Below are 19872 nucleotides of genomic sequence, written 5' to 3'. Positions count from 1 at the left end.
TCGTCGCAACACGACGCCCCTTTACCAAACCCTGATGATTTCCTGAGACTTCCGAGAAGATCCCTATACTCCTGCTTTACTCACTCTCCAGGCGTAGCGCTTTCACCACAGAAACGTCACTGGACCCGGACCCCGCCCCCGGGCGAGAGCGCCACGAGCTCCCAAGCGACCATGCCCGAAGCCCCCTTGGCGCCGGTGATGTCCAGCGCCAGCTCCTCCGGGGCGTCCGCGACCCGCTGCCCGACCGGCTGCCCGTCGCAGGCCACGCGCCGCGCGGGAGCACCCGCGACGGCGACGTTCACCGCGCCCTCGCCGACGCACGACACGTAGACCTGATAGACGCCCTTCTTGAGCATCGACAGGTTGCGCACGCCCTCGGCGACCCGGGCGATCCCCGACTCGACGAACTCCGGCTCGTCCGGCTCCTCCGCGATGTCCGCCGGCCCCGGGGCCACCCGCTTCAGCCGCGCCTTGGCGAGCGCGCCCTGCGCCACCTCGTCCGGCCGCGCGGGCTCGGACGCCGTCAGCTCCGTCGGCGCCGCGACCGACGGGGCCGACGCCCTCGGCGCCGCCCCCTCCGTGCACCCGGTCACCAGCAGCCCCAGGGCCACCAGGGCGGTCCCCGTCACCAGCTTCACGGCACGCCGATCAGCGATACCCATCGTTCCCCCCGAACCCTTGAGCGTTGCGCAGACCGTAACCGCGCGCGGCGGGCCCGATCGAGCGGAGCTCGCGATCTCAGAGGAAGAATTGAGGTAGCGCGACCGCCCTCACCTGGGGACGGCCGCCCACACCGTCTTGCCGACCTCCCGGCCGCTCACCCCCCACGCCGTCGCCAGCGCGGACACCAGCAGCAGCCCGTAGCCGTGCTCGTCGGGGCACGGATCGGGCGCCGGCCCGCGCTCGCCCCGCGCGTCCGACACCTCCACCCGTACGTGATCGGCCGCCAGCACCAGCCGTAACTCGAAGTCCCGGCCCTGCACCAGCCCGTGCGTCACCGCGTTGCTCGCCAGCTCGGCCACCACCAGCTCCACCGCGTCGACCGTCGCCACGCCCCACTCGTGCAACTGCCGCACCGCCAGCAGGCGCGCCAGGCGTGCGCCCCGGCGCGTTGCGGAGAAGCGTTGCGCGAACTCGCCACCCGACTCACCGGTTGGGGTGGTCGAGGAGGTCATTTCCGTCTTCATGGCCCCGAGCCTGGCCCGCCAGCCCTACGCTGACCAGGGGCTTCACCACGACGCTGAGTAGCGGTACTAGCACGCCAAGAAGGCGGTACGGATGTCGGTGGGCAAGGAGGAGCGGCCGGAAAGGCCCTCCGAAGTAGACGGTACGGCGTACTTGTTCAAGGCGCTGGGGAAAATCATCAAGGTGCTGCGCAAGAACTCCGGCATGAGCCAGGCGGAGCTCGCGACGGCCACGCACTGTAGCGAGGACCTGATCTCGTCCGTCGAGCGCGGCGTACGGACCCCGCAGCCCGACTTCCTGATCCTGGCGGACCCGATCCTGGGCGCGGACGGCATCCTCATCGCCGCCGTGGACGACGTACGCGAGGCGCTGGCGAGGGCGCGGGTGCGGCACCCGGACTGGTTCCGGGACTTTGCCGACGAAGAGGCGAAGGCGGTGGCGCTGCACTACTACGAGGTGCAGGCCGTACCGGGTCTCTTGCAAACGCGGCCGTACGCGGAGGCCGTTTTCCGTCACCGCCGCCCGCTGTACGACGAAGAGATGCTGGAGAAGCGCATCTCCGACCGGATCTCCCGGCAGGCGATCTTCGACAAGTGGCCCGCCCCGACGATGAGCTTCGTCATCGAGGAGAGCGTGCTGCGTCGGCCGCTGTGCGGCCGGGACGCCTTTCGAGAGCAGTTGCGTCGCTTGGTCGAGGTCTCCCGGCTGCGCACGGTGCACCTCCAGGTTCTTCCCTTCGGCTGCGTGGAACACCCCGGACTTGAAGGCGCGTTCACGCTCCTCACTCCCAAGGGGCGGCGGGAGGTCGCGTACATCGAGAGCTACGGTCACGCCCGGCTGATCACCGATCCGGAAGAGGTGCGCACGTACGCCGAGCGCTATGGGATCATCCGGGCACAGGCACTCACGCCCCTTGAGTCCCTGGACTTGATCGAGAAGATGCTGGGAGAGCTATGAGCACCGCGGATCTGGCCTGGTTCAAGAGCAGCTACAGCGGCGGCGAGGGCGGCGAGTGCGTCGAGATCGCCTACGACTGGCGCAAGTCCAGCTACAGCGGCGGCGAAGGCGGCAACTGCGTCGAGGTGGCCGCTCACCCCACCACGGTCCACGTCCGCGACTCCAAGAACCCCGACGGCCCGCAGCTCGCCGTCACCCCCGCCTCGTGGGCCGCGTTCGTGGTCGTAGCATCTGGCGCGTGACCAGCAAGGACTTCGTTCTCTTCGACGTGGACGGCACGCTCATGGACGCCGTCGCCAACCAGCGGCGCGTCTGGCACGAGTGGGCCGGGCGGTACGGGCTCGACGGGGACGAGGTGTACGCGGTGGCGCTGCGGACGCGGCCCGTCGAGACCTTCGCGGCCGTGGCGCCGGGCGCCGATCCGGCGGAGTGCCTGGCGCTGCTGCACGCGCTGGAGGACGAGGACGTGCGCTCGGGAACGTACGACGCCTTCGCGGGCGCGGCGGGGCTGCTCGCCGCGCTGCCCGAGGGGCGTTGGGGGCTGGTGACGTCGAACTACGCGCACCGGGTGCGCGGGCGGTTCGAGCGGACCGGGCTGCCGGTGCCGGAGCTGCTGGTGGACGCGGCGGCGGTGAGCGAGGGGAAGCCCTCGCCGGTGCCGTACCTGCGGGCGGCGGAGCTGCTGGGGGCGGACCCGGCGGAGTGTCTGGTGATCGAGGACGCGCCCTCGGGCGTGCGCGCCGGGCGGGCGGCCGGGATGACGGTGTGGACGGTCAACACGGCCGAGCCCGCCGAGGGTTCGCAGCGGCACTTCGCGACGCTCGCGGAGGCGGCGCCGGAGATCCTGGCGCGGGCGGGGGTCAGGCCCTGACCGTCGCCGCGTCGATGACCTCGTCCAGGACGTCACGGGAGCGGACGAGGTCGAGGATCATGCGGTCGATGCGGTCGCGCTCGACGATCAGCTCGTCGACGAGCCCGCCGGTGGTGAGCGGGGTCGGGCCGCCGTCGGCGTCCCTCATGCACGGGAGCAGCAGGGCGATCTTCTTGCTGCCGAGGCCGGCGGCGTACAGCGCCTGGATGCGGATGACGCGGTCCACGGCCCACTCGCCGTAGGCGCGGTGGCCGCCGGGGGTGCGCTCGGAACGGAGCAGGCCCTGCTGCTCGTAGTAGCGCAGGGAGCGCTCGCTGACTCCGGCCCGCCGGGCCAGTTCGCCGATCCTCATGTGCCGCCCCCGTAACCGCCGTTCAGGCTTGAACCTGACACTGATGTCACCTTCTACGGTACCGGCATGACGAACGAAGCGAGCCTCTTCGAGCCCACCCGCCTCGGCCCCCTGGCCCTTCCCAACCGGCTGGTCATGGCGCCGCTGACGCGGAACCGGGCCGAGGGGGACGGCGTGCCGAGCGCGCTGATGGAGACGTACTACGCGCAGCGGGCGACGGCCGGGCTGATCATCGCGGAGGCGACGACGCCGAACGCGGTGGGGCAGACGTACGCGAACATCCCCGGGCTGTACGCCGACGCTCACGTGGCGGGGTGGCGGCGCGTCACCGACGCGGTACGGGCCTCGGGAGGGAGGATGTTCGTGCAGTTGCAGCACGGCGGACGGGTCGGCCACCCCGACACCAGCGGGCTCGTCCCCGTCGCCCCTTCGCCGGTCGCGCTGCCCGAGGCCGTGCACACGGCGGACGGGCCGCGGCCGGCGGTGGTGCCCCGGGAGATGGACGCGGCGGAGATCGGGCGGACCGTGGCGGACTTCGCCGCCGCCGCCCGGCGGGCGGTCGAGGCGGGCTTCGAGGGCGTGGAGGTGCACGCGGCCAACGGCTATCTGCTGCACCAGTTCCTGGCGAAGAACACCAACCTGCGCACGGACGGGTACGGGGGGCCGGTGGCGCACCGGATCCGGTTCGTGGTGGAGGTGGTGCGGGCGGTCGCGGAGGCGGTCGGGCCGGAGCGGGTCGGGGTGCGGATCTCGCCCGGGGTGGGCGTGAACGGCGTCGAGGAGGGCGACACGGAGGCCCTGTACCCGGCGCTGGTGGCGGCGCTGGCGGAGCTGGGTCCGGCGTATCTGCACGTGGTGTTCGCGGACCCGGAGCAGCCGCTGTTCCGGGAGATCCGGCGGATCTGGCCGGGCGCGCTGATCGCCAACCCGGTGCTGGGCTGGGGCGGGCCGCTGCCCGCCGACGGCGGCCGGGCGGCGGGCGAGCGGCTGCTGGCGGCGGGCGCGGACCTGGTCTCGCTGGGCCGCTCGTTCCTCGCCAACCCGGACCTGGTGGCCCGGCTGCGGGACCGCGCGCCGCTGAACCCGGTGCGGGAGCGGGGGCTGATGTACGCGGGCGGGGCGGAGGGGTACACCGACTATCCGGCGCTGGGGGCGGGTGCGGGTGCGGGTGCGGGTGCGGGTGCGGGTGCGGGTGCGGGTGCGGGCGGCGCGGTCGTGGACGCCGGTGCGGCGCGGGCGGCCTAGGCGCGCGCGCCGCCCGCGCTCCGCTCCGCGGCTCCTAGCGGCGTCCGGCGGCGGCCTCGCCGGGCATCTCGCCGGGCATCTCGCCGGGTGTCTCGCCGGGTATGAGGAGCAGCTTGCCGGTGGTGCGGCGGGCCTCCAGGTCGCCGTGGGCCCGTGCGGCCTCGGACAGGGCGTAGCGGCCGGTCACGGTGACGTCGAGCGTCTTCGAGCGCACCCACTCGAAGACGTCGGCGGCCCGCCGGAGCAGCTCGGTCCGGTCGGCGACGTAGTCCCCGAGGCTGGGCCGGATCAGGGTCAGCGAACCGCCGCCCGCGAGCCGCATCGGGTCGAACGGCGGCACGGCGCCGCTCGCCGCGCCGAAGAGCACGAGGTGGCCTCGGGGGCGCAGGCTCGCGAGGCTCGCGTCGAAGGTGTGCGCGCCGACGCCGTCGTAGACGACCGGCAGTCCCTGACCGCCGTTGAGCCGCCGCACCTCGGCCGCGAGGTCGTCGACCGAGGAGGAGAGGATCACCTCGGCGGCCCCGGCGCCCTTCGCGCGTGCGGCCTTCTCCGGGGTCGACGCCGTGCCGATCACCCGGCCGCCGAGCCGGGTGACGAGCTGGGTGAGCAGCAGCCCCATGCCACCGGCTGCGGCGTGCACGAGGACCGTGTCGCCCGCCCGGACCGGGTAGGCGTCCTTGACGAGGTAGTGCGCGGTCATGCCCTGGAGGAGCACGGAGGCGGCCGTCTCGAAGCCGATGTCGTCGGGCAGCGGCACCAGCCGGGCGGCGTCCACGACGGCCCGCTCGGCGTACGAGCCGGGGATCTCCGCCCAGCCGACCCGGTCCCCGACCGCGACGTCGGTGACGCCGGGGCCGACCTCGACGACGGTGCCGGCGCCCTCGGAGCCCGGGGTGAAGGGCAGCGGGAGGCTGTAGCGGCCTTCGCGGTGGTAGACGTCGAGGAAGTTGACCCCGGACGCGGCGACCGCCACGACCGCCTCGCCCGGACCCGGCGTCGGCTGGTCCACCTCGGCCTCGCGCAGCACCTCGGGACCGCCCGCTTCGTACACCTGTATCGCTCGCATGACTCTCCGATCAACCGTCACTCCCCCCGCCAACCCCGTCGGCGGCGCCCCGATTCCCGGCCCCGACGCGGCCGACGTGGGTCAGGACCGTGCCCGCGCCGTCCTCCGCGGCGAGGGCCCGGGACAGGGCCCGCGCGCGGGTGCGGAGGGCCGGGTCGGTGGTGGCCTCGGTGAGGGCGGCGGCGAGAGCGTCGGAGGTCAGGTCCGCGAAGGGCAACGGGCGTGGGGCGACGCCGAGTTCACGGAGGCGGCGGGCCCAGAAGGGCTGGTCGGCCATGACGGGGACGGCGACGGCGGGCACCCCGGCCCGCAGGGCGGCGCCGGTGGTCCCGGCGCCCGCGTGGTGGACGACGGCGGCGGTGCGCGGGAAGAGCCAGTCGTGCGGGACGTCGCCGATGGGGAGGAGGTCCGGACCGGCGGCGGTGAGCTCCGCCCAGCCCGCCTGGACCACGGCGCGGACGCCCGCCTTCCGGACGGCCTCCGTGACGAGCGCGCCGAGGCGGTCGCCGGTGCCGGGGGCCATGCTGCCGAAGCCGAGGAAGACGGGGGGCGGGCCCGCCGCGAGGAAGTCGGCGAGCTCGGGGGGCGGTCGCCAGCCGTCGGGGCGGGCGGGCCACCAGTAGCCGCAGACGCCGACGTGGTCGGGCCAGTCGTCCGGGCGGGGCAGGACGTGGGGGCTGTAGCCGTGGAAGACGGGGTGGGCCCCCCGTCCGGGGGGCGGCTCCGGCGGCAGGTCCAGGGCCGCGCGCAGCCGCGCCTCCGCGCCCGCGAACGCGCCCCCCGCGCGGCGCACCACGTCCTGACCTGCGGCGAGGTTGCCCGCCGAGGTGTCGCGGGCGGTGGGCAGCGCGAAGCGGGCGGTGGCGACGGACGGGGTGAGATAGGTGCCGACGACGGGGACGCCGTACGCCTCCCCCGCCGCCCGCGCGAGGGGCGCCGGGCCGAAGGCGGTGAGCAGGAGGTCGGTGCCGGACGCCGCCGCTGCCGCCACGCCGTCGGCGACCCCGTCCGCGTACGCCCTGGTCAGCGCCTGGACCTCGGCGCGGGAGGCGGCGCGGGACCAGTCCTCGATGAGCCGCCGGGGGTCGCCGGGGACGGGGCGGAAGCCGAGGCCGCAGCCCTGGACGAGGGGGCGGAAGCACGCGTGCGCGGCGAGGGCGACCTGGTGGCCGGCGTCCTGGAGGCGGCGGCCGAGGCCGGTGAAGGGGGCGACGTCTCCCCGTGAACCGGCGGTGAGGATCAGGATGCGCATGGCGGCGATTCTCCCGGGCGCGCCGCCGCCCGCGCCCCTGTCCGGGCGGTCCTGGCCGGCCTGGCCGTCCGGGCCGTCCGGGCCGTCCGGGCCGTCCGGGCCGTCCGGGTCAGGACAGCCGGGTGTCCGCGTACACGTGCATCGCGTCCCGCTGGTACTCCGCGAGGCCGGCCGCGATCTTCTCGAAGTTCTCGCGGAAGCGCGGGTCCTCGACGTACATCGCGGCGAGGCCCTTGTACGCCTCGGCGTTCGGCGTCCAGAAGCGGCTGACGTTGCGGTGGTGGGCCCCGACCTCGGCCTGGACGGCCGGGTCGTCGACGGGGGTGCCGGCGGCCATGAACTCGGCGAAGCGGATCATCTGCGCCGTGACCTCGCGCTGCCAGTGCTCCATGTCGGCGGGGGTGACGCCCTCCGTCGCGCGCCGGGACTCCTCGTACGCGGCGGGCCAGCGGCGCTCGGCCTCGGCCTCCAGCCCGGGGTCGGGCTCGAAGCCCTCGAAGAGGTTCTCGGGCCGGTTGATCTTCACCATGGGGTGTTCCTCCAGTTCGGTGATGGTGCGGGCGACGGTGCGGGCGAGGGTGCCGAGCCGGTCGTACTCCGCGAGGAGCCGTTCGTGGTGCTCGCGGAGGACGGCGACCCGGTCGGCGCTGCTGTCCAGGACGGCGCGGATCTCCTTGAGGCCGACACCGAGCTCGCGCATGAGCAGGATCTGCTGGAGGCGCAGCAGCTCGTCCTGCTCGTAGTGGCGGTGCCCGTTGGAGGCGGTCCAGGCCGGCGGCAGCAGTCCGATCTCGTCGTAGTGGCGCAGGGTCCGGGAGGTCACCCCGGACATGCGGGCCACGTCCGCGATCGACCAGGCCATGGCGGTGTCCTTCCGTCGCCGGGGCCGGTCCGTCCGGCCCCCACACCACGACCGTAGGAGTTGACGCGGCGGCAAGCGCAAGCCCCGTCGGGCCCCGGGCCGCGCCCGCGCCGGCCCCGGCCGTCCCCCCGATCGTTCCGGGCAGGGATCGTCGGGTCCTGGCAGGGTGGCCCTTCCTACGGTGGACACATCAGGAGGAAGGAACCGCACCCGTGCTCGACCGGCTGAACCAGGCCCTCGACCACATCGAGTCCCGTCTCGACGGCGAGCTCGACGTGGCGGAGCTCGCCCGGACCGCGATGACCTCGGAGTACCACTTCCGGCGCCTGTTCTCGGCGCTCGCCGGGATGCCGCTGTCCGTGTACGTGCGGCGGCGCCGGATGACGCTGGCCGGGGCCGAGGTGCTGGCCGGGGAGCGCACGCTGCTCGACGTGGCGGTGCGGTACGGCTACGGCTCGGGCGAGGCGTTCGCGCGGGCGTTCCGGTCGGTGCACGGTATCGGGCCGGGCGAGGCGCGGCGCACGGGCGCGGCGCTGACGGCGCAGCCGCGGATGTCCTTCCGGGTCGTCATCGAAGGGAGCAGCACCATGCGGTATCGGATCGTCGAGAGGGAAGCCTTCCGGTTCGTCGGCCGGAAGGCCCGGATCCCGCTCGTCCACGAGGGGGTCAACCCGGCCGGGGCGGCGCTCGTCGCGAGCCTGGAGCCGGGGGAGATCGCCCGGATGAAGGAGCTGGCGGACGGGGAGCCCTCGGGCGTCCTGTCGGCGGCGGTGCACCTGTCCGAGAGCCGGGAGGAGGGCACCGAGCTGGACTACTGGATCGGTGTGGTGACCCCGCCCGGCACGCCCGCCGGGGAGCTGGAGGCCCTGGAGGTCCCGGCCGGGACCTGGGCGGTCTTCGACGACCGGGGGCCCTACCCGGCCGCCCTCCAGGAGCTGTGGCGGGACGTCTTCACCCAGTGGTTCCCGTCCGGCCCGTACGCGAGCCGCCCGGGCCCGGAGCTGCTGCGGACGGTGCCGGTGGAGATCGGCGCGGAGACGGACTCGCAGCTGTGGATCCCGGTGGAGCGGAGCGGGACGGCCGCCGGGGCCTGAACCGGGGCGGGCGGACCGGTCCGGCCACCACGGCCCCGGGCGAGCGGGCCGGTCCGGCCACCGCGGCCCCGGGGCGGTCCGGCCGCCGCGGCCCCGGGCGGGCGGATCAGTCCGCCGCCCGCGGCCTGAACACCGGCACCCGTACCTCGCCCTCCGGGCGGAAGGCGACCTCCAGGTCCATGCCGACGCGGAGGGCCTCCTCCGGGCAGTCGACGACCTCGGTCATCATGCGGGGGCCCTCCGCCAGGTCCACCACCGCCGCCGTGTACGGGACCCGCTCGCCGAAGGGCGGGAGGTCGTTGCGGTGGACGACGGACCAGGTGTAGAGCGTGGCGCGGCCGGAGGCGGGGCGCCATTCGACGGCCTCGCTCCAGCAGTGCGGGCAGAACTCGCGCGGGTAGTGGTGCGGCCGGTCGCAGGCGGTGCAGTGGCGGAGCAGGAGGCGGCCTTCGGCGGCGGCGTCCCAGTAGGGGCGGGTGGCGGTGTCGATGTCGGGGGTGGCCGTCATCAGAAGAGTCCGATCGCGTGGTCGAGGGACCAGGTCTGCCAGGACATCGCGAAGAGGGCGACCAGCGAGATCAGCGCCATCATCGCGTTCTGCCCCTGCTCGGCCCAGTCGTGGATCATCAGGGTGAGGTAGAGGAGGTTGAGGAGCAGGCCCCCGACGAGGGCGACCGGGGTGAGGAAGCCGCTGACCAGGCCGAGGCCGAGGGCGAGTTCGGCGTAGACGACGACGTACGCCATGAGCTTGGGGCGCGGCGCGACGACGGCCTCGAAACCCTTCTTGACCTGCGGCCACTTGTGCTTGCCTGCCACGTCCGCCGCCCACGCGATGCCGGTGCCGCGCTCGAACCAGCCCTTCTTGTCCTTGTGCCGCCAGCTCTCCAGCCACCACAGGCCGAGGCCGATGCGGAGGACGGCGAGCCATTCGGCGCCGGTGAGCCAGATCGTCTGCATGTGGTCCGTCCGTCCTTCCCGGGATGAATCTGACGTGTCGTCAGTTCCTGCGTCAGTTCAGCGGATCGGGCGGGGCTCCGCAAGACCCCCGCACGCGTGACCGATTCGCAACCGAACCCCCTCTTGACCGAGACCCACGGCGTGTCCACGTCATTACGCTCGGCGTTCATGACCACCCCCCAGACCCACCCCGTCTACGTCATCGGCGGCGGCCCCGGCGGCCTCGCCGTCGCCGCGGCCCTGCGCGCGCGGGGCGTGCGGGCCGTCGTCCTGGAGAAGACGGACGCCGTGGGCGCCTCCTGGCGCCGCCACTACGCCCGGCTGCGGCTGCACACCACCCGCCGCCTCTCCGGGCTGCCCGGACTGCGGATGCCCCGCTCCTTCGGGCGCTGGCCGGCCCGCGCGGACGTGGTGCGGTACCTGGAGAAGTACGCCGAGTTCCACGACCTGGAGATCGTCACCGGGGTCGAGGTGGACCGGATCGAGCGCGCGGGGGCGGACCCGGCCGACGGGGCGCCGGGCGGCGGCTGGGTGCTGCACGCCACCGGCGGGCGGCGGCTCACCGGCTCCGCCGTCGTCGTCGCCACCGGCTACAACCACACGCCCCGGATACCCGGCTGGCCCGGCCTCGACGCCTACCTCCGGGACCGGGACCTCGTGCACGCGAGCGCCTACCGCGAGCCCGGGCCGTACGAGGGCAGGGACGTCCTCGTCGTCGGCGTCGGCAACACCGGGGCCGAGATCGCGGCGGACCTCGCCGAGGGCGGCGCCGCCCGGGTGCGGCTCGCCGTGCGCACCGCCCCGTACATCGTGCGCCGGGCCACGGCGGGCTGGCCGAGCCAGCGCACCGGCATCCTGGTGCGGCGGCTGCCGGTGCGGCTGGTGGACCGGATCACCACGCTGCTCGGGCCGCTGCTGACCCCCGACCTCTCCGCGCACGGGATGCCCCGGCCGGCCGGCGGGCTCTACTCCCGGGTGCGGCAGGGCGCGATCCCGGTGCAGGACGTCGGGCTGGTCGCCGCGGTGAGGTCCGGGGCGGTGGAGCCGGTCGCCGCCGTGGCGTCCTTCGACGGGGACGCCGTGGTGCTCGCCGACGGCTCGCGGATCACCCCGGACGCCGTCATCGCCGCCACCGGCTACGAGCGGGCCCTGGAACCGCTGCTCGGGCATCTCGGCGTACTCGACGGGAACGGGCGGCCGGTGGCACGCGGGGCGCGCTGCCCGGCCGGGGCGCCGGGGCTCTACTTCCAGGGCTTCACCAATCCGATCAGCGGGATGTTCCGTGAGATGGCGCTGGACGCCGAGCGGATCGCCCGGCGGATCGCGCGGGCGGGCGGGAGCGCCGGACTCGTCGAATGAGCGGGCCGGGGCGGGCCGCGCCGCGCCGCACGGTGACCGGCGCCCGCCCGGTCCCGTCCGGTCCCGCCCGGTCCCGCCCGGTCCCGCCCGGTCACAGTTCGCTGCACGGGCATTCCTGACTCCCCGTCAGTTCTGTAATCTGACTATGCGTCAGGGACGAGACGGCGGACGGACGGGCGGAGCTACCACGATGCTTGGATCGACTCACGGCACCTTCACCACGGACCTCCGCGCTCGCGTCGTCGCCTGCGGCGAGGAGCCCGCCCGGACCGCCGTCCACGGCGTCACCGCCGTCGAGGGCGACACGGACGTCAGCGGGCGCCCCCTGCACGCGCCGGTCCCCGACCTCGACCGGTTCTTCCGGCCCGAGGTGGTGGCCGTCGTCGGCGCCTCGGACACCGAGGGGCGGCCCAACACCGGGATCACCCGCCAGCTCCTCGACTGGGCCGGCCGGGTCGGCGCCCGGGTGGTGCCCGTCCATCCGACCCGTACGAGCGTCTTCGGCATCGACTGCGTCGCCTCCGTCACCGAGCTCGGCGCGCTCGGCGCGGGTGTCGACCTCGCCGTGCTGCTGGTCGCCGACCCGCTGCCGGTCATCGAGCAACTGGCCGAGGCCAAGGTGCGGTTCGCCGTCGCCTTCGCCTCCGGCTTCGCCGAGACCGGGGAGGCGGGCGCCGCCGCGCAGGAGCGGCTCGCCGCCGCCGTGGGCCGCTCCGGGCTGCGGCTGCTCGGCCCCAACACCAACCTCAACGCCTTCGAGCGCTTCCGCGAGGACCTGGACGGCCCCGCCGTCGCGCTCATCACCCAGTCCGGACACCAGGGCCGGCCCGTCTTCACCATGCAGGAACTGGGCGTCCGGCTCTCGCACTGGGCGCCCACCGGCAACGAGGCCGACCTGGAGACCGCCGACTTCCTCTCGTACTTCGCGCACCGGCCCGAGGTCGGCGCCATCGCCTGCTACGTGGAGGGGCTCAAGGACGGGCGCTCCTTCCTGCTCGCCGCCGACCAGGCCGCCCGGCGCGGGGTGCCGGTCGTCGCCGTCAAGGTCGGCCGCACCGAGGCGGGGGCCCGGATGGCCGCCTCCCACACCGGCAAGCTGACCGGGGCGGACCAGGTCGTGGACGCGGCCATGCGCCAGTTCGGCGTCATCCGGGTCGACGGGCTCGACCAGCTCCAGGACACCGCCGCGCTGCTCGCCCGGGCCCGCAGGCCGCTCGCCGACGGGGTCGTCGTCTACTCCATCTCCGGCGGCACCGGCGCCCACTTCTCCGACCTCGCCACGGCGGCGGGGCTCAGCCTGCCGACCCTCTCCGAGGAGAAGCAGGACGAGCTGCACCAGTGGATCCCGCCGTACCTGAGCGTGGCCAACCCGGTCGACAACGGCGGCCACCCGGTGGGCGACTGGCGCGGCCGGAAGATCATCGACGCGATCCTCGCCGACCCCGAGGTCGGCGTCCTGATCTGTCCGATCACCGGCCCCTTCCCGCCCATGAGCGACAAGCTGGCGCAGGACCTGGTGGACGCGGCCGAGGCGACCGACAAACTGGTCTGCGTGGTGTGGGGCTCGCCGGTCGGCACCGAGGACGCCTACCGGACCACGCTGCTCGGCTCCTCCCGGGTCGCCACCTTCCGCACCTTCGGCAACTGCATCGGCGCCGTGAAGGCCTACCTCGACCACCACCGCTTCACCACCGGCTACCGCTCCCCCTTCGACGAGGCCCCGCGCACCCCCTCGCCGTCCTTCCGCAAGGCGCAGGCCCTGATGCGGCCCGGCCACCGGCTGAGCGAGCACGCGGCGAAGCAGCTGCTGCGGGCGTACGGGATCCGGGTGCCGCGCGAGCAGCTGGTGACCAGCGCGGCGGCGGCCGTGCGGGCGGCGGGGCTGGTCGGCTACCCGGTCGTCATGAAGGCCTCGGGCGCGCAGCTCGCCCACAAGACGGAGCTGGGCCTGGTGAAGGTCGGGCTGACCTCGGCGAGCCAGATCCGCGACACGTACCGCGAACTCACCGACATCGCCCGCTTCGAGGGCATCGACCTGGACGGGATCCTGGTCTGCCAGATGGTGCCGCGCGGGGTCGAGATGGTGGTGGGCGTGACCCGCGACCCGCTCTTCGGGCCGACCGTCACCGTCGGGCTCGGCGGCGTCCTGGTGGAGGTCCTCAACGACGCCGCGGTGCGGGTGCCGCCCTTCGGCGAGCGCGAGGCCCGGGACATGCTGGACGAACTGCGCGGCCGGGCCCTCCTGGACGGCGTACGGGGAGCCCCGGCGGCCGACGTGGACGCGCTGGTGGAGGTGGTGCTGCGGGTGCAGCGGATGGCCCTCGAACTGGACGGCGAACTCGCCGAGCTGGACATCAACCCGCTGATGGTGCTGCCGAGGGGCCAGGGCGCGGTGGCCCTGGACGCGCTCGCGGTGTGCCGGTAGGCGGCAGGCCCGAAGGGGAACCCATGTCGCAGGACGTCCTGCACGCCGTGACGAACGGCGTCGCGTGGATCACGCTCAACCGGCCCGAGGCGATGAACGCGGTCACCTGGGACCAGCGGGAGCGGATCATCTCGCTCCTCGCCGACGCCTCCGCCGACCCGGCGGTCCGGGCGGTGGTGATCACGGCCACCGGGCGCGGCTTCTGCGCGGGCGCGGACCTGCGCGGCGGCCCCGCCGCCCCGGCGGGCGAGCGGGTGCAGGGAGACGTGGCCCGGATGATCCGGCGGGGCGCCCAGCGGTTCATCGCGGCGGTCATGGACTGCGAGAAGCCGGTGATCGCGGCGGTGAACGGCACGGCGGCGGGGATCGGCGCGCACCTCGCCTTCGCCTGCGACCTGGTGCTCGCGGCGGACTCCGCGACGTTCGTGGAGGTGTTCGCCCGGCGCGGGATCGTGCCGGACGGCGGCGGGGCGTACCTGCTGACGCGGCTGGTCGGCCCGCGGCGGGCGAAGGAGCTGATGTTCTTCGGCGACGCGGTCCCGGCGGAGCAGGCCCGGGAGCTGGGCCTGGTGAACCGGGTGGTGCCGGCCCCGGAGCTGGAGAAGACCGCCCGCGAGTGGGCCGAGCGGCTGGCCGAGGGCCCGACGCGGGCACTGGCGCTGACCAAGCGGCTGGTGAACGCGTCCCTGGACGGCGACCGGGCCTCCGCCTTCGCGGCGGAGGCGGACGCCCAGGAGCTGTGCATGACGACGCGGGACGCGCAGGAGGGGGTGGCGGCCTTCGTGGAGCGCCGCACCCCGGCGTACGAGGGGCGCTGAGCCCCGGCGGAGGGGCGCGCCCGATGCCCGCGCTTCTGGTGTCCCGGTCCGTCTCGCGTGCGTGGGGAACGGCGGGAGTCCCGCGCGGGGTGCTGCGGGCAGGTGCGGCAGGTGCGGCAGGTGCCCGGTCGTGCTGCGCCGTGGGCTTCGTTTTCCATGGTTTCTCAGCTTCTTGGTGCCGTTCCGGGAACCTCGCTGGGTGTGCGGAGAGAGAAGGTGATACGGCCCGGTGCGGGCGTGAGTGAGGAGATGGGATGCGGGAGCGGATACGCGCGGGCGATCGCGAGGCGTTCGGCGAGCTCTATGAGCGGTACGCGAAGGCGGTGTACAACCATGCCTTCCGGCTGACCGGCGACTGGTCGGTGGCCGAGGACGTCATGTCGGCGACGTTCCTGGACGCCTGGCGGACGAGGGAGAAGGTCGGAGAGGAGGGGGGATCGCTGCGGCCGTGGCTGCTGGGGATCGCGACGAACAAGGCGCACAACGCCAGACGCGGTGTCCGCCGGCGTTTCGCCTTCCTGGCCCGGGTGCCCGCCCCGGAGCCGGTGGAGGACTTCGCGGACGAGGCGGCCGGGCGGATCGACGACGCCCGTCGCCTGGACGCGGTTCACCGGGCGGTGCGGGGCCTGCGCCGTCAGGAGAGGGAGGTGCTGGCGCTGTGCGTGTGGTCGGGGTTGGACTACCAGCAGGCCGCTGACGCGCTGGGGGTACCGGTGGGCACTGTGCGCTCGCGCCTGTCGCGCGCCCGGGTCAGGCTGCGGGACCTGACCGACCGGCGACTGGCCGAAGAAAAGCGGGAACCGCGTCCGGGGCGCGGAGAGGTAGAGAGTGAGGCCGCGTTCGCGGCCCTGTCCGTCCAAGAGGGAGCCCGATGAACGCCACCCCGTACCGGCCCGACCAGGCCGAGCGCGAGGAGACGGCCCGGCTGCTGCCGGCCCCGGCCGAACGGGACCTGCCGCCGGGCCGCCACCTCCACCACAAGGAACTCCTCATGCGACAGATCGACCAGGACACCACCCACACCTCCCACCAGCCGGGCGGACCACGCCGGCGCCTGGCCGACGCGGCCGCCCCCGGCCGCCCCCGGCGCCGACTGGTCCTCGGGGCGTCGCTGGCCGCGGGGGCGATGGCCGCGGTCATCGCGGTGGCCGTGGTCGGTTCCCAGGCCCCGACCACGGTCCCTCCGACGGCCAGTGCTCCGGGCGGCTCGGCCGGCGAGCGCGGGCCCGGCGGCGCGTCACCCCAGGCCGTCCAGCTGCTGACCCGCATCGCCGCCGTCGCCGCCGGCACCCCTGCCCCGCAGGTCCGTGACGACCAGTACATCTACATCGCCAGCCAGGTCTACGGCGTGAGCAAGAAGATCGGCGCCGACGGCGACGGCGCCAAGGCCCAGTACAACGACGACGGCACCGGGACCACCCACCCCCGACAGGCATGGTTCTCCGTCGACGGCAGCCGCGACGGTCTCCTCACCGAACGGTCCGGTGAGGGAGGCGCCAACCTCGGCAAGAACACCGAGCCCTCCCTCCAGCTGCCCACCTACACGTACCTGGCCTCCCTGCCCACCGACCCCGACGCCCTGCTGACAGCCGTCTACGCCCAGAACACCGGCGTGGACAAGAACCTCAACCCCGACCAGGAAGCGTTCCAGACGATCGGCGACGCGCTGCGCGAGTCCCTGATGCCCCCGCGGATCGGGGCGGCACTCTACAAGGCCGCGGCCAAGATCCCCGGGGTGAACGTCGTGGACGACGCCGTGGACGCGTCCGGCCGGCACGGCGTGGCCGTCAGCCAGGACCACGGCAACCGGCGCACCGAATGGATCTTCGACAAGGACAAGCTCACCTACCTCGGCGAGCGGACCGTCCTCATCGACGACGACAGCGCCGGTGGCAAAGCCGGACGCATCCTCGTCAGCACCGCCGTGACCGAACGCGCCGTCGTCGACAAGGCCGGCCAGAAGCCCTCTCCCGGTACAGCCGGCTGACCTTCGGCACCGGTCCCGCCACAGCCATGCGAGCGCGGGGTCAGAGAGGGCGCCGCAGGGCTTCTCATCTGACGGTTCGTCAGCTTCACTGTTCCGCATGATGGGACACGCTGGGATGGCGGCCACCGCCGTCCGATACCTCAGGTCGGCCGGTGCGCCCACGGCCGTGGAACCCCTGCCCCTCCCCCGGCCCGCGCTGCGCGCCGTGCGGGACGACGAGCGGCTGCCGGTGGATCCCGCCGAGTTCCGGCGCGTGCTCGGGCACTTCGCGAGCGGGGTCACGATCGTGACGGCCCTGGACGCCGAGGGACCGGCCGGCTTCGCCTGCCAGTCCTTCGCCTCGCTCTCGCTGGACCCGCCGCTGATCGCCTTCATGGTCGCCCGCACCTCGACGACCTGGCCCAGGATCGCCCGCGCGGGCACCTTCTGCGTCAACGTCCTGGGGGCCGAGCAGGGCGGGCTGTGCCGGTCCTTCGCGGTGAGCGGCGCGGACAAGTTCGCGGGCGTGGACTGGGTCCCCGCCCCGACCACCGGATCCCCCCGGCTGCCGGCCGCCCCGGCGTGGCTGGACTGCACGATCGCCACCGTCCACACGGGCGGCGACCACCTCATCGTGGTCGGCCGCGTGGACGCCCTGGGCGCCACGGACGGCACGGCGGACCCGCTGCTGTTCCACCGGGGGCGGTTCGGGCGGTTCGCCGACCAGGAGCCGTCCTAGGGGGCGGCCGGGCCCGGGGTGGCGGGCACCCCGCTCCGGCGGATCACCAGGGCCATCAGGGCCGCCGCCGCGCACAGGGCGCCCGAGGCGTACCAGACGGGGTCGTAGGAGCCGAAGACGTCGCGGGCCAGGCCGCCCGCGAAGGCGACCGCGGCGGCGCCGACCTGGTGGGAGGCGAGGACCCAGCCGAAGACGATGGCGCTGTCCTCGCCGTAGTGCTCGCGGCACAGCGCGATCGTCGGCGGGACCGTGGCGACCCAGTCCAGCCCGTAGAAGACGATGAAGAAGAGCATCGGCGGGTGCACGGCGGGCGCCAGCAGCATCGGGAGGAAGAGCAGCGAGATCCCGCGCAGCGCGTAGTAGACGGCCAGCAGCCGGCGGGCCTCGAAGCGGTCGGTGAACCAGCCGGAGGCGATCGTGCCGACGACGTCGAACACGCCGATCACCGCGAGCAGTCCGGCCGCCGCCGTCACCGGCATCCCGTGGTCGTGCGCCGCGGGCACGAAGTGGGTCTTCACCAGGCCGTTCGTCGAGGCGCCACAGATCGCGAAGGTGCCCGCGAGGAGCCAGAAGGGGCCCGTGCGGGCCGCCTTGACGAGGACGGTGACCGCGCGCCGGGCCGCGCCGGTGACCGGGGCGGGCTTCGGCGCGTACTCCCCGCCGTACGGGGCCAGGCCCACGTCCGCCGGATGGTCGCGCAGCAGCAGCCAGACGAACGGGACGACGGCGAGCGCGGCCAGCGCGACCGTGACGGCGGCGGGGCGCCAGCCGTGGTGCTCGACCAGCCAGGACAGCAGCGGCAGGAAGACCAGTTGGCCGGAGGCGCCGGCGGCGGTCAGGATGCCGGTGACCAGGCCGCGCCTGGCCACGAACCAGCGGTTGGTGACGGTCGCCGCGAAGGCCAGGGCCATCGAGCCGCTGCCGAGGCCGACCAGCACGCCCCAGAACAGCACCAGCTGCCAGGCGGCCGTCATCCAGACGGTGAGGACGGAGCCGGCCGCGATGACGGTCAGGGCCAGCGCCACGACCCTCCGGATGCCGAAGCGGTCCATCAGGGCGGCGGCGAACGGCGCCGTCAGGCCGTAGAGCGCGAGGTTCACCGAGACCGCGAAGCCGATCGTGCCGCGCGACCACGCGAACTCGCCGTGCAGCGGCTCGATCAGCAGACCCGGCAGGGAGGCGAAGGCCGCCGCCCCGATGATCGTGACGAAGGTGACCGCCGCGACGAACCAGGCGCGGTGGACGCGGGGGGCACGGGCGGCGGGACCGGGGGCGGCGGGCGGCACGGTCGGCGCGGAGGACTCGGTTGTCTGGCTCACGTCAGACAGGATCCGGCCAGGCAGCACCCCGGCACCATTGGCCCGAAGGCCGCCTTTGCAACGGATCGGGCCACCAGCCCCCGCACCGGCACCGGCACCACCCCCGCCCCCGCCTACACCCTCGGCAGCGTCCTGATCGGCCGCACCAGCAGCAGCGCCGTCACCACCAGCACCGCGATCCCCGCCCCCGCCAGCAGCACCCGCTCCGTGCCCACCACGGCCGCGACCGGGCCCGACAGGGTCCGGCCGACGCCCATCATCAGCAGGGATCCGGCCACGTCGTACGCGTGCATCCGGTTCAGCGCGTCCTGCGGGACGTGTGTCTGGACCGCCGTGGACCACATCACCAGCCAGAACGCGAAGGCCGCGCCGCCGATGAACTGGCCCGCGTACAGCAGCGGCACGGCCGCGTCCGTGCCGAGCAGCAGCAGGTTCACCGGCAGGCCCAGCAGCGCGACCGCGCCGGCCGCCAGCGGGCGGACCGGGCGCAGCCGCAGCGCGAGCAGCCCGCCGACCGCGCTGCCCGCCCCGTTGACCGCCATCAGCACGCCGTACGTCGCCGAGCCGTGCTGCCCGGTGACCAGGGTCGCGGTGAGCGGGACCATCGGACCGGCGACGGTCAGCCCGTACACGGTCCAGATGGCGATGACCCCCCACAGCCAGCTCCGCGAGCGGAACTCGCGCCAGCCGAGGCCGAGTTCGGAGAAGAGCGAGCCGCGCCGGACCTGGTCGGAGGGGGCCGGCGCCAGCCGCATCAGGAGGAAGCAGGCGGCGCTGACGGCGAAGACGGCGGCGTTCAGCGCGAAGGCGGCCCCCGCGTTCCAGAGCGCGACGAGCAGACCGGCGACGGCCGGGCCCGCCATCGCCATCAGCGCCTCGACGACCCGCAGCACCGCGTTGGCCCGCTGCACGTCGGGCGCGATGCGCGGGATCGTGGAGGCGACGCCGGGCTGGAACAGGGCGGCGCCGATGCCGCTGACGGCGGAGAGCGCGTACACGGCCCACAGCGGTGGGCTGCCGAGCGCGAAGGTGACGGCGAGCAGCGCCGCGCCCGGCAGCCGGAGCAGGTCGGCGATGATCATCATGCGCCGCGCGGTGAAGCGGTCGGCGAGGACGCCGCCGAAGAGCACGAAGACGGCGAAGGAGGCGGTCCACAGGCCGAGCGCGTAGCCGACGGTGGCGCCGGAGTGGCCCGCGCCGATGAGTCCGGCGGCGAAGGCGACGGGGACCATGCCCTCGCCGAACACGGCGACCGCGCGGGCGACGAAGAAGAGCCGGAAGTTACGGTTCCAGAGGCCGGGCGGCTCGGTGAGGGCGGGCCCTCCGACGGGTGCGGGCGGCTCGACGGGGGCGGGAATCCGCCCGGCGGCCTCAGACTTGTACGTGTTGTCCGTCACGAGTACAC

Annotated in this window: 21 protein-coding genes; 11 read left to right on the top strand and 10 right to left on the bottom strand. The window is 74.3% G+C overall.

What is annotated here, in order from left to right; all coding sequences use genetic code 11:
* Positions 1-116: 116 nt before the first annotated feature.
* Together ACZ6J5_RS01570 and ACZ6J5_RS01565 are read right to left on the bottom strand one after the other, a co-directional pair.
* A complete protein-coding gene (locus tag ACZ6J5_RS01570; protein WP_469386549.1) occupies positions 117-662 on the bottom strand; it encodes a hypothetical protein in 546 nt (181 codons plus the stop codon).
* 108 nt (positions 663-770) lie between these two features.
* Positions 771-1187, bottom strand: a complete 417-nt coding sequence (locus tag ACZ6J5_RS01565; protein ID WP_469386547.1) for an ATP-binding protein — start codon at positions 1185-1187, stop codon at positions 771-773.
* A gap of 91 nt (positions 1188-1278) precedes the next feature.
* On the opposite strand from ACZ6J5_RS01565, the gene ACZ6J5_RS01560 reads away from it, so the two are divergent.
* The 3 genes from ACZ6J5_RS01560 to ACZ6J5_RS01550 are packed head-to-tail and all read left to right on the top strand — an operon-like array spanning position 1279 to position 3013.
* Complete coding sequence (locus tag ACZ6J5_RS01560) at positions 1279-2142, top strand: helix-turn-helix domain-containing protein (RefSeq protein ID WP_469386545.1); 864 nt, start codon at positions 1279-1281, stop codon at positions 2140-2142.
* Positions 2139-2384: a DUF397 domain-containing protein gene (locus ACZ6J5_RS01555; protein WP_469386543.1), complete on the top strand. Its 246-nt coding sequence runs from the start codon at positions 2139-2141 to the stop codon at positions 2382-2384. The genes ACZ6J5_RS01560 and ACZ6J5_RS01555 overlap by 4 nt, the downstream gene beginning before the upstream one ends.
* Before the next feature lie 41 nt (positions 2385-2425).
* A complete protein-coding gene (locus tag ACZ6J5_RS01550) occupies positions 2426-3013 on the top strand; it encodes an HAD-IA family hydrolase (protein WP_469387412.1) in 588 nt (195 codons plus the stop codon).
* Here ACZ6J5_RS01550 and ACZ6J5_RS01545 read toward each other — a convergent pair.
* Positions 3003-3365 (bottom strand): MerR family transcriptional regulator, encoded by a 363-nt coding sequence (locus tag ACZ6J5_RS01545; protein ID WP_469386541.1) that lies wholly within the window; start codon positions 3363-3365, stop codon positions 3003-3005. The two genes, ACZ6J5_RS01550 and ACZ6J5_RS01545, sit on opposite strands and share 11 nt — an antisense overlap.
* Positions 3366-3431: 66 nt before the next feature.
* Here ACZ6J5_RS01545 and ACZ6J5_RS01540 point away from each other — a divergent pair, with 66 nt between their 5' ends.
* Positions 3432-4610, top strand: a complete 1179-nt coding sequence (locus ACZ6J5_RS01540; protein WP_469386539.1) for an alkene reductase — start codon at positions 3432-3434, stop codon at positions 4608-4610.
* A 34-nt stretch (positions 4611-4644) separates the two neighbouring features.
* Here the strand turns inward: ACZ6J5_RS01540 and ACZ6J5_RS01535 are convergent, their stop codons facing one another.
* From ACZ6J5_RS01535 to ACZ6J5_RS01525, 3 genes are all read right to left on the bottom strand, one after another.
* Positions 4645-5676, bottom strand: a complete 1032-nt coding sequence (locus ACZ6J5_RS01535; protein WP_469386537.1) for a quinone oxidoreductase family protein — start codon at positions 5674-5676, stop codon at positions 4645-4647.
* A 10-nt stretch (positions 5677-5686) separates the two neighbouring features.
* Positions 5687-6928, bottom strand: coding sequence for a glycosyltransferase (locus tag ACZ6J5_RS01530; protein ID WP_469386535.1), 1242 nt, complete (start codon positions 6926-6928; stop codon positions 5687-5689).
* Between the two features lie 109 nt (positions 6929-7037).
* Positions 7038-7790 carry a MerR family transcriptional regulator gene (locus ACZ6J5_RS01525; RefSeq protein WP_469386533.1) on the bottom strand — a complete coding sequence of 251 codons (753 nt, stop codon included), beginning with the start codon at positions 7788-7790 and terminating at the stop codon, positions 7038-7040.
* Positions 7791-8002: 212 nt separating this feature from the next.
* On the opposite strand from ACZ6J5_RS01525, the gene ACZ6J5_RS01520 reads away from it, so the two are divergent.
* Positions 8003-8884, top strand: a complete 882-nt coding sequence (locus ACZ6J5_RS01520) for an AraC family transcriptional regulator (RefSeq protein WP_469386531.1) — start codon at positions 8003-8005, stop codon at positions 8882-8884.
* A 106-nt stretch (positions 8885-8990) separates the two neighbouring features.
* On the opposite strand, the gene ACZ6J5_RS01515 is transcribed toward ACZ6J5_RS01520, so the two are convergent.
* The gene (locus ACZ6J5_RS01515; RefSeq protein WP_469386530.1) at positions 8991-9392 is read right to left on the bottom strand and encodes a Zn-ribbon domain-containing OB-fold protein; all 402 of its coding nucleotides are present in this window, start codon (positions 9390-9392) and stop codon (positions 8991-8993) included.
* On the bottom strand, positions 9392-9841 hold the full coding sequence (locus tag ACZ6J5_RS01510; RefSeq protein ID WP_469386528.1) for a DoxX family membrane protein: 450 nt from the start codon (positions 9839-9841) through the stop codon (positions 9392-9394). Before ACZ6J5_RS01510 ends, ACZ6J5_RS01515 begins: the two co-directional genes overlap by 1 nt.
* 168 nt (positions 9842-10009) lie before the next feature.
* Here ACZ6J5_RS01510 and ACZ6J5_RS01505 point away from each other — a divergent pair, with 168 nt between their 5' ends.
* From ACZ6J5_RS01505 to ACZ6J5_RS01480, 6 genes are all read left to right on the top strand, one after another.
* Entirely contained in the window at positions 10010-11200 is a 1191-nt protein-coding gene (locus ACZ6J5_RS01505; protein ID WP_469386526.1) for a flavin-containing monooxygenase, read from the top strand.
* Between the two features lie 190 nt (positions 11201-11390).
* Positions 11391-13625 (top strand): acetate--CoA ligase family protein, encoded by a 2235-nt coding sequence (locus ACZ6J5_RS01500; RefSeq protein ID WP_469386524.1) that lies wholly within the window; start codon positions 11391-11393, stop codon positions 13623-13625.
* A gap of 23 nt (positions 13626-13648) precedes the next feature.
* Positions 13649-14443 carry an enoyl-CoA hydratase/isomerase family protein gene (locus ACZ6J5_RS01495; protein WP_469386523.1) on the top strand — a complete coding sequence of 265 codons (795 nt, stop codon included), beginning with the start codon at positions 13649-13651 and terminating at the stop codon, positions 14441-14443.
* Positions 14444-14697: 254 nt separating this feature from the next.
* A complete protein-coding gene (locus ACZ6J5_RS01490; protein WP_469386521.1) occupies positions 14698-15318 on the top strand; it encodes an RNA polymerase sigma factor in 621 nt (206 codons plus the stop codon).
* Positions 15315-16430 (top strand): CU044_5270 family protein, encoded by a 1116-nt coding sequence (locus tag ACZ6J5_RS01485; RefSeq protein ID WP_469386519.1) that lies wholly within the window; start codon positions 15315-15317, stop codon positions 16428-16430. Before ACZ6J5_RS01490 ends, ACZ6J5_RS01485 begins: the two co-directional genes overlap by 4 nt.
* Positions 16431-16545: 115 nt before the next feature.
* Positions 16546-17148, top strand: a complete 603-nt coding sequence (locus ACZ6J5_RS01480) for a flavin reductase family protein (RefSeq protein ID WP_469387410.1) — start codon at positions 16546-16548, stop codon at positions 17146-17148.
* Here the strand turns inward: ACZ6J5_RS01480 and ACZ6J5_RS01475 are convergent.
* Both ACZ6J5_RS01475 and ACZ6J5_RS01470 read right to left on the bottom strand, forming a co-directional pair.
* The gene (locus ACZ6J5_RS01475; RefSeq protein ID WP_469386517.1) at positions 17145-18467 is read right to left on the bottom strand and encodes an MFS transporter; all 1323 of its coding nucleotides are present in this window, start codon (positions 18465-18467) and stop codon (positions 17145-17147) included. The two genes, ACZ6J5_RS01480 and ACZ6J5_RS01475, sit on opposite strands and share 4 nt — an antisense overlap.
* 113 nt (positions 18468-18580) lie before the next feature.
* Entirely contained in the window at positions 18581-19864 is a 1284-nt protein-coding gene (locus ACZ6J5_RS01470) for an MFS transporter (protein ID WP_469386515.1), read from the bottom strand.
* Positions 19865-19872 lie beyond the last annotated feature (8 nt).

Source organism: Streptomyces sp. NPDC042100, from assembly GCF_055582325.1.
The sequence above is the reverse complement of the archived record's forward strand: the minus strand, read 5'-3'. Positions and strand labels throughout refer to the sequence as shown.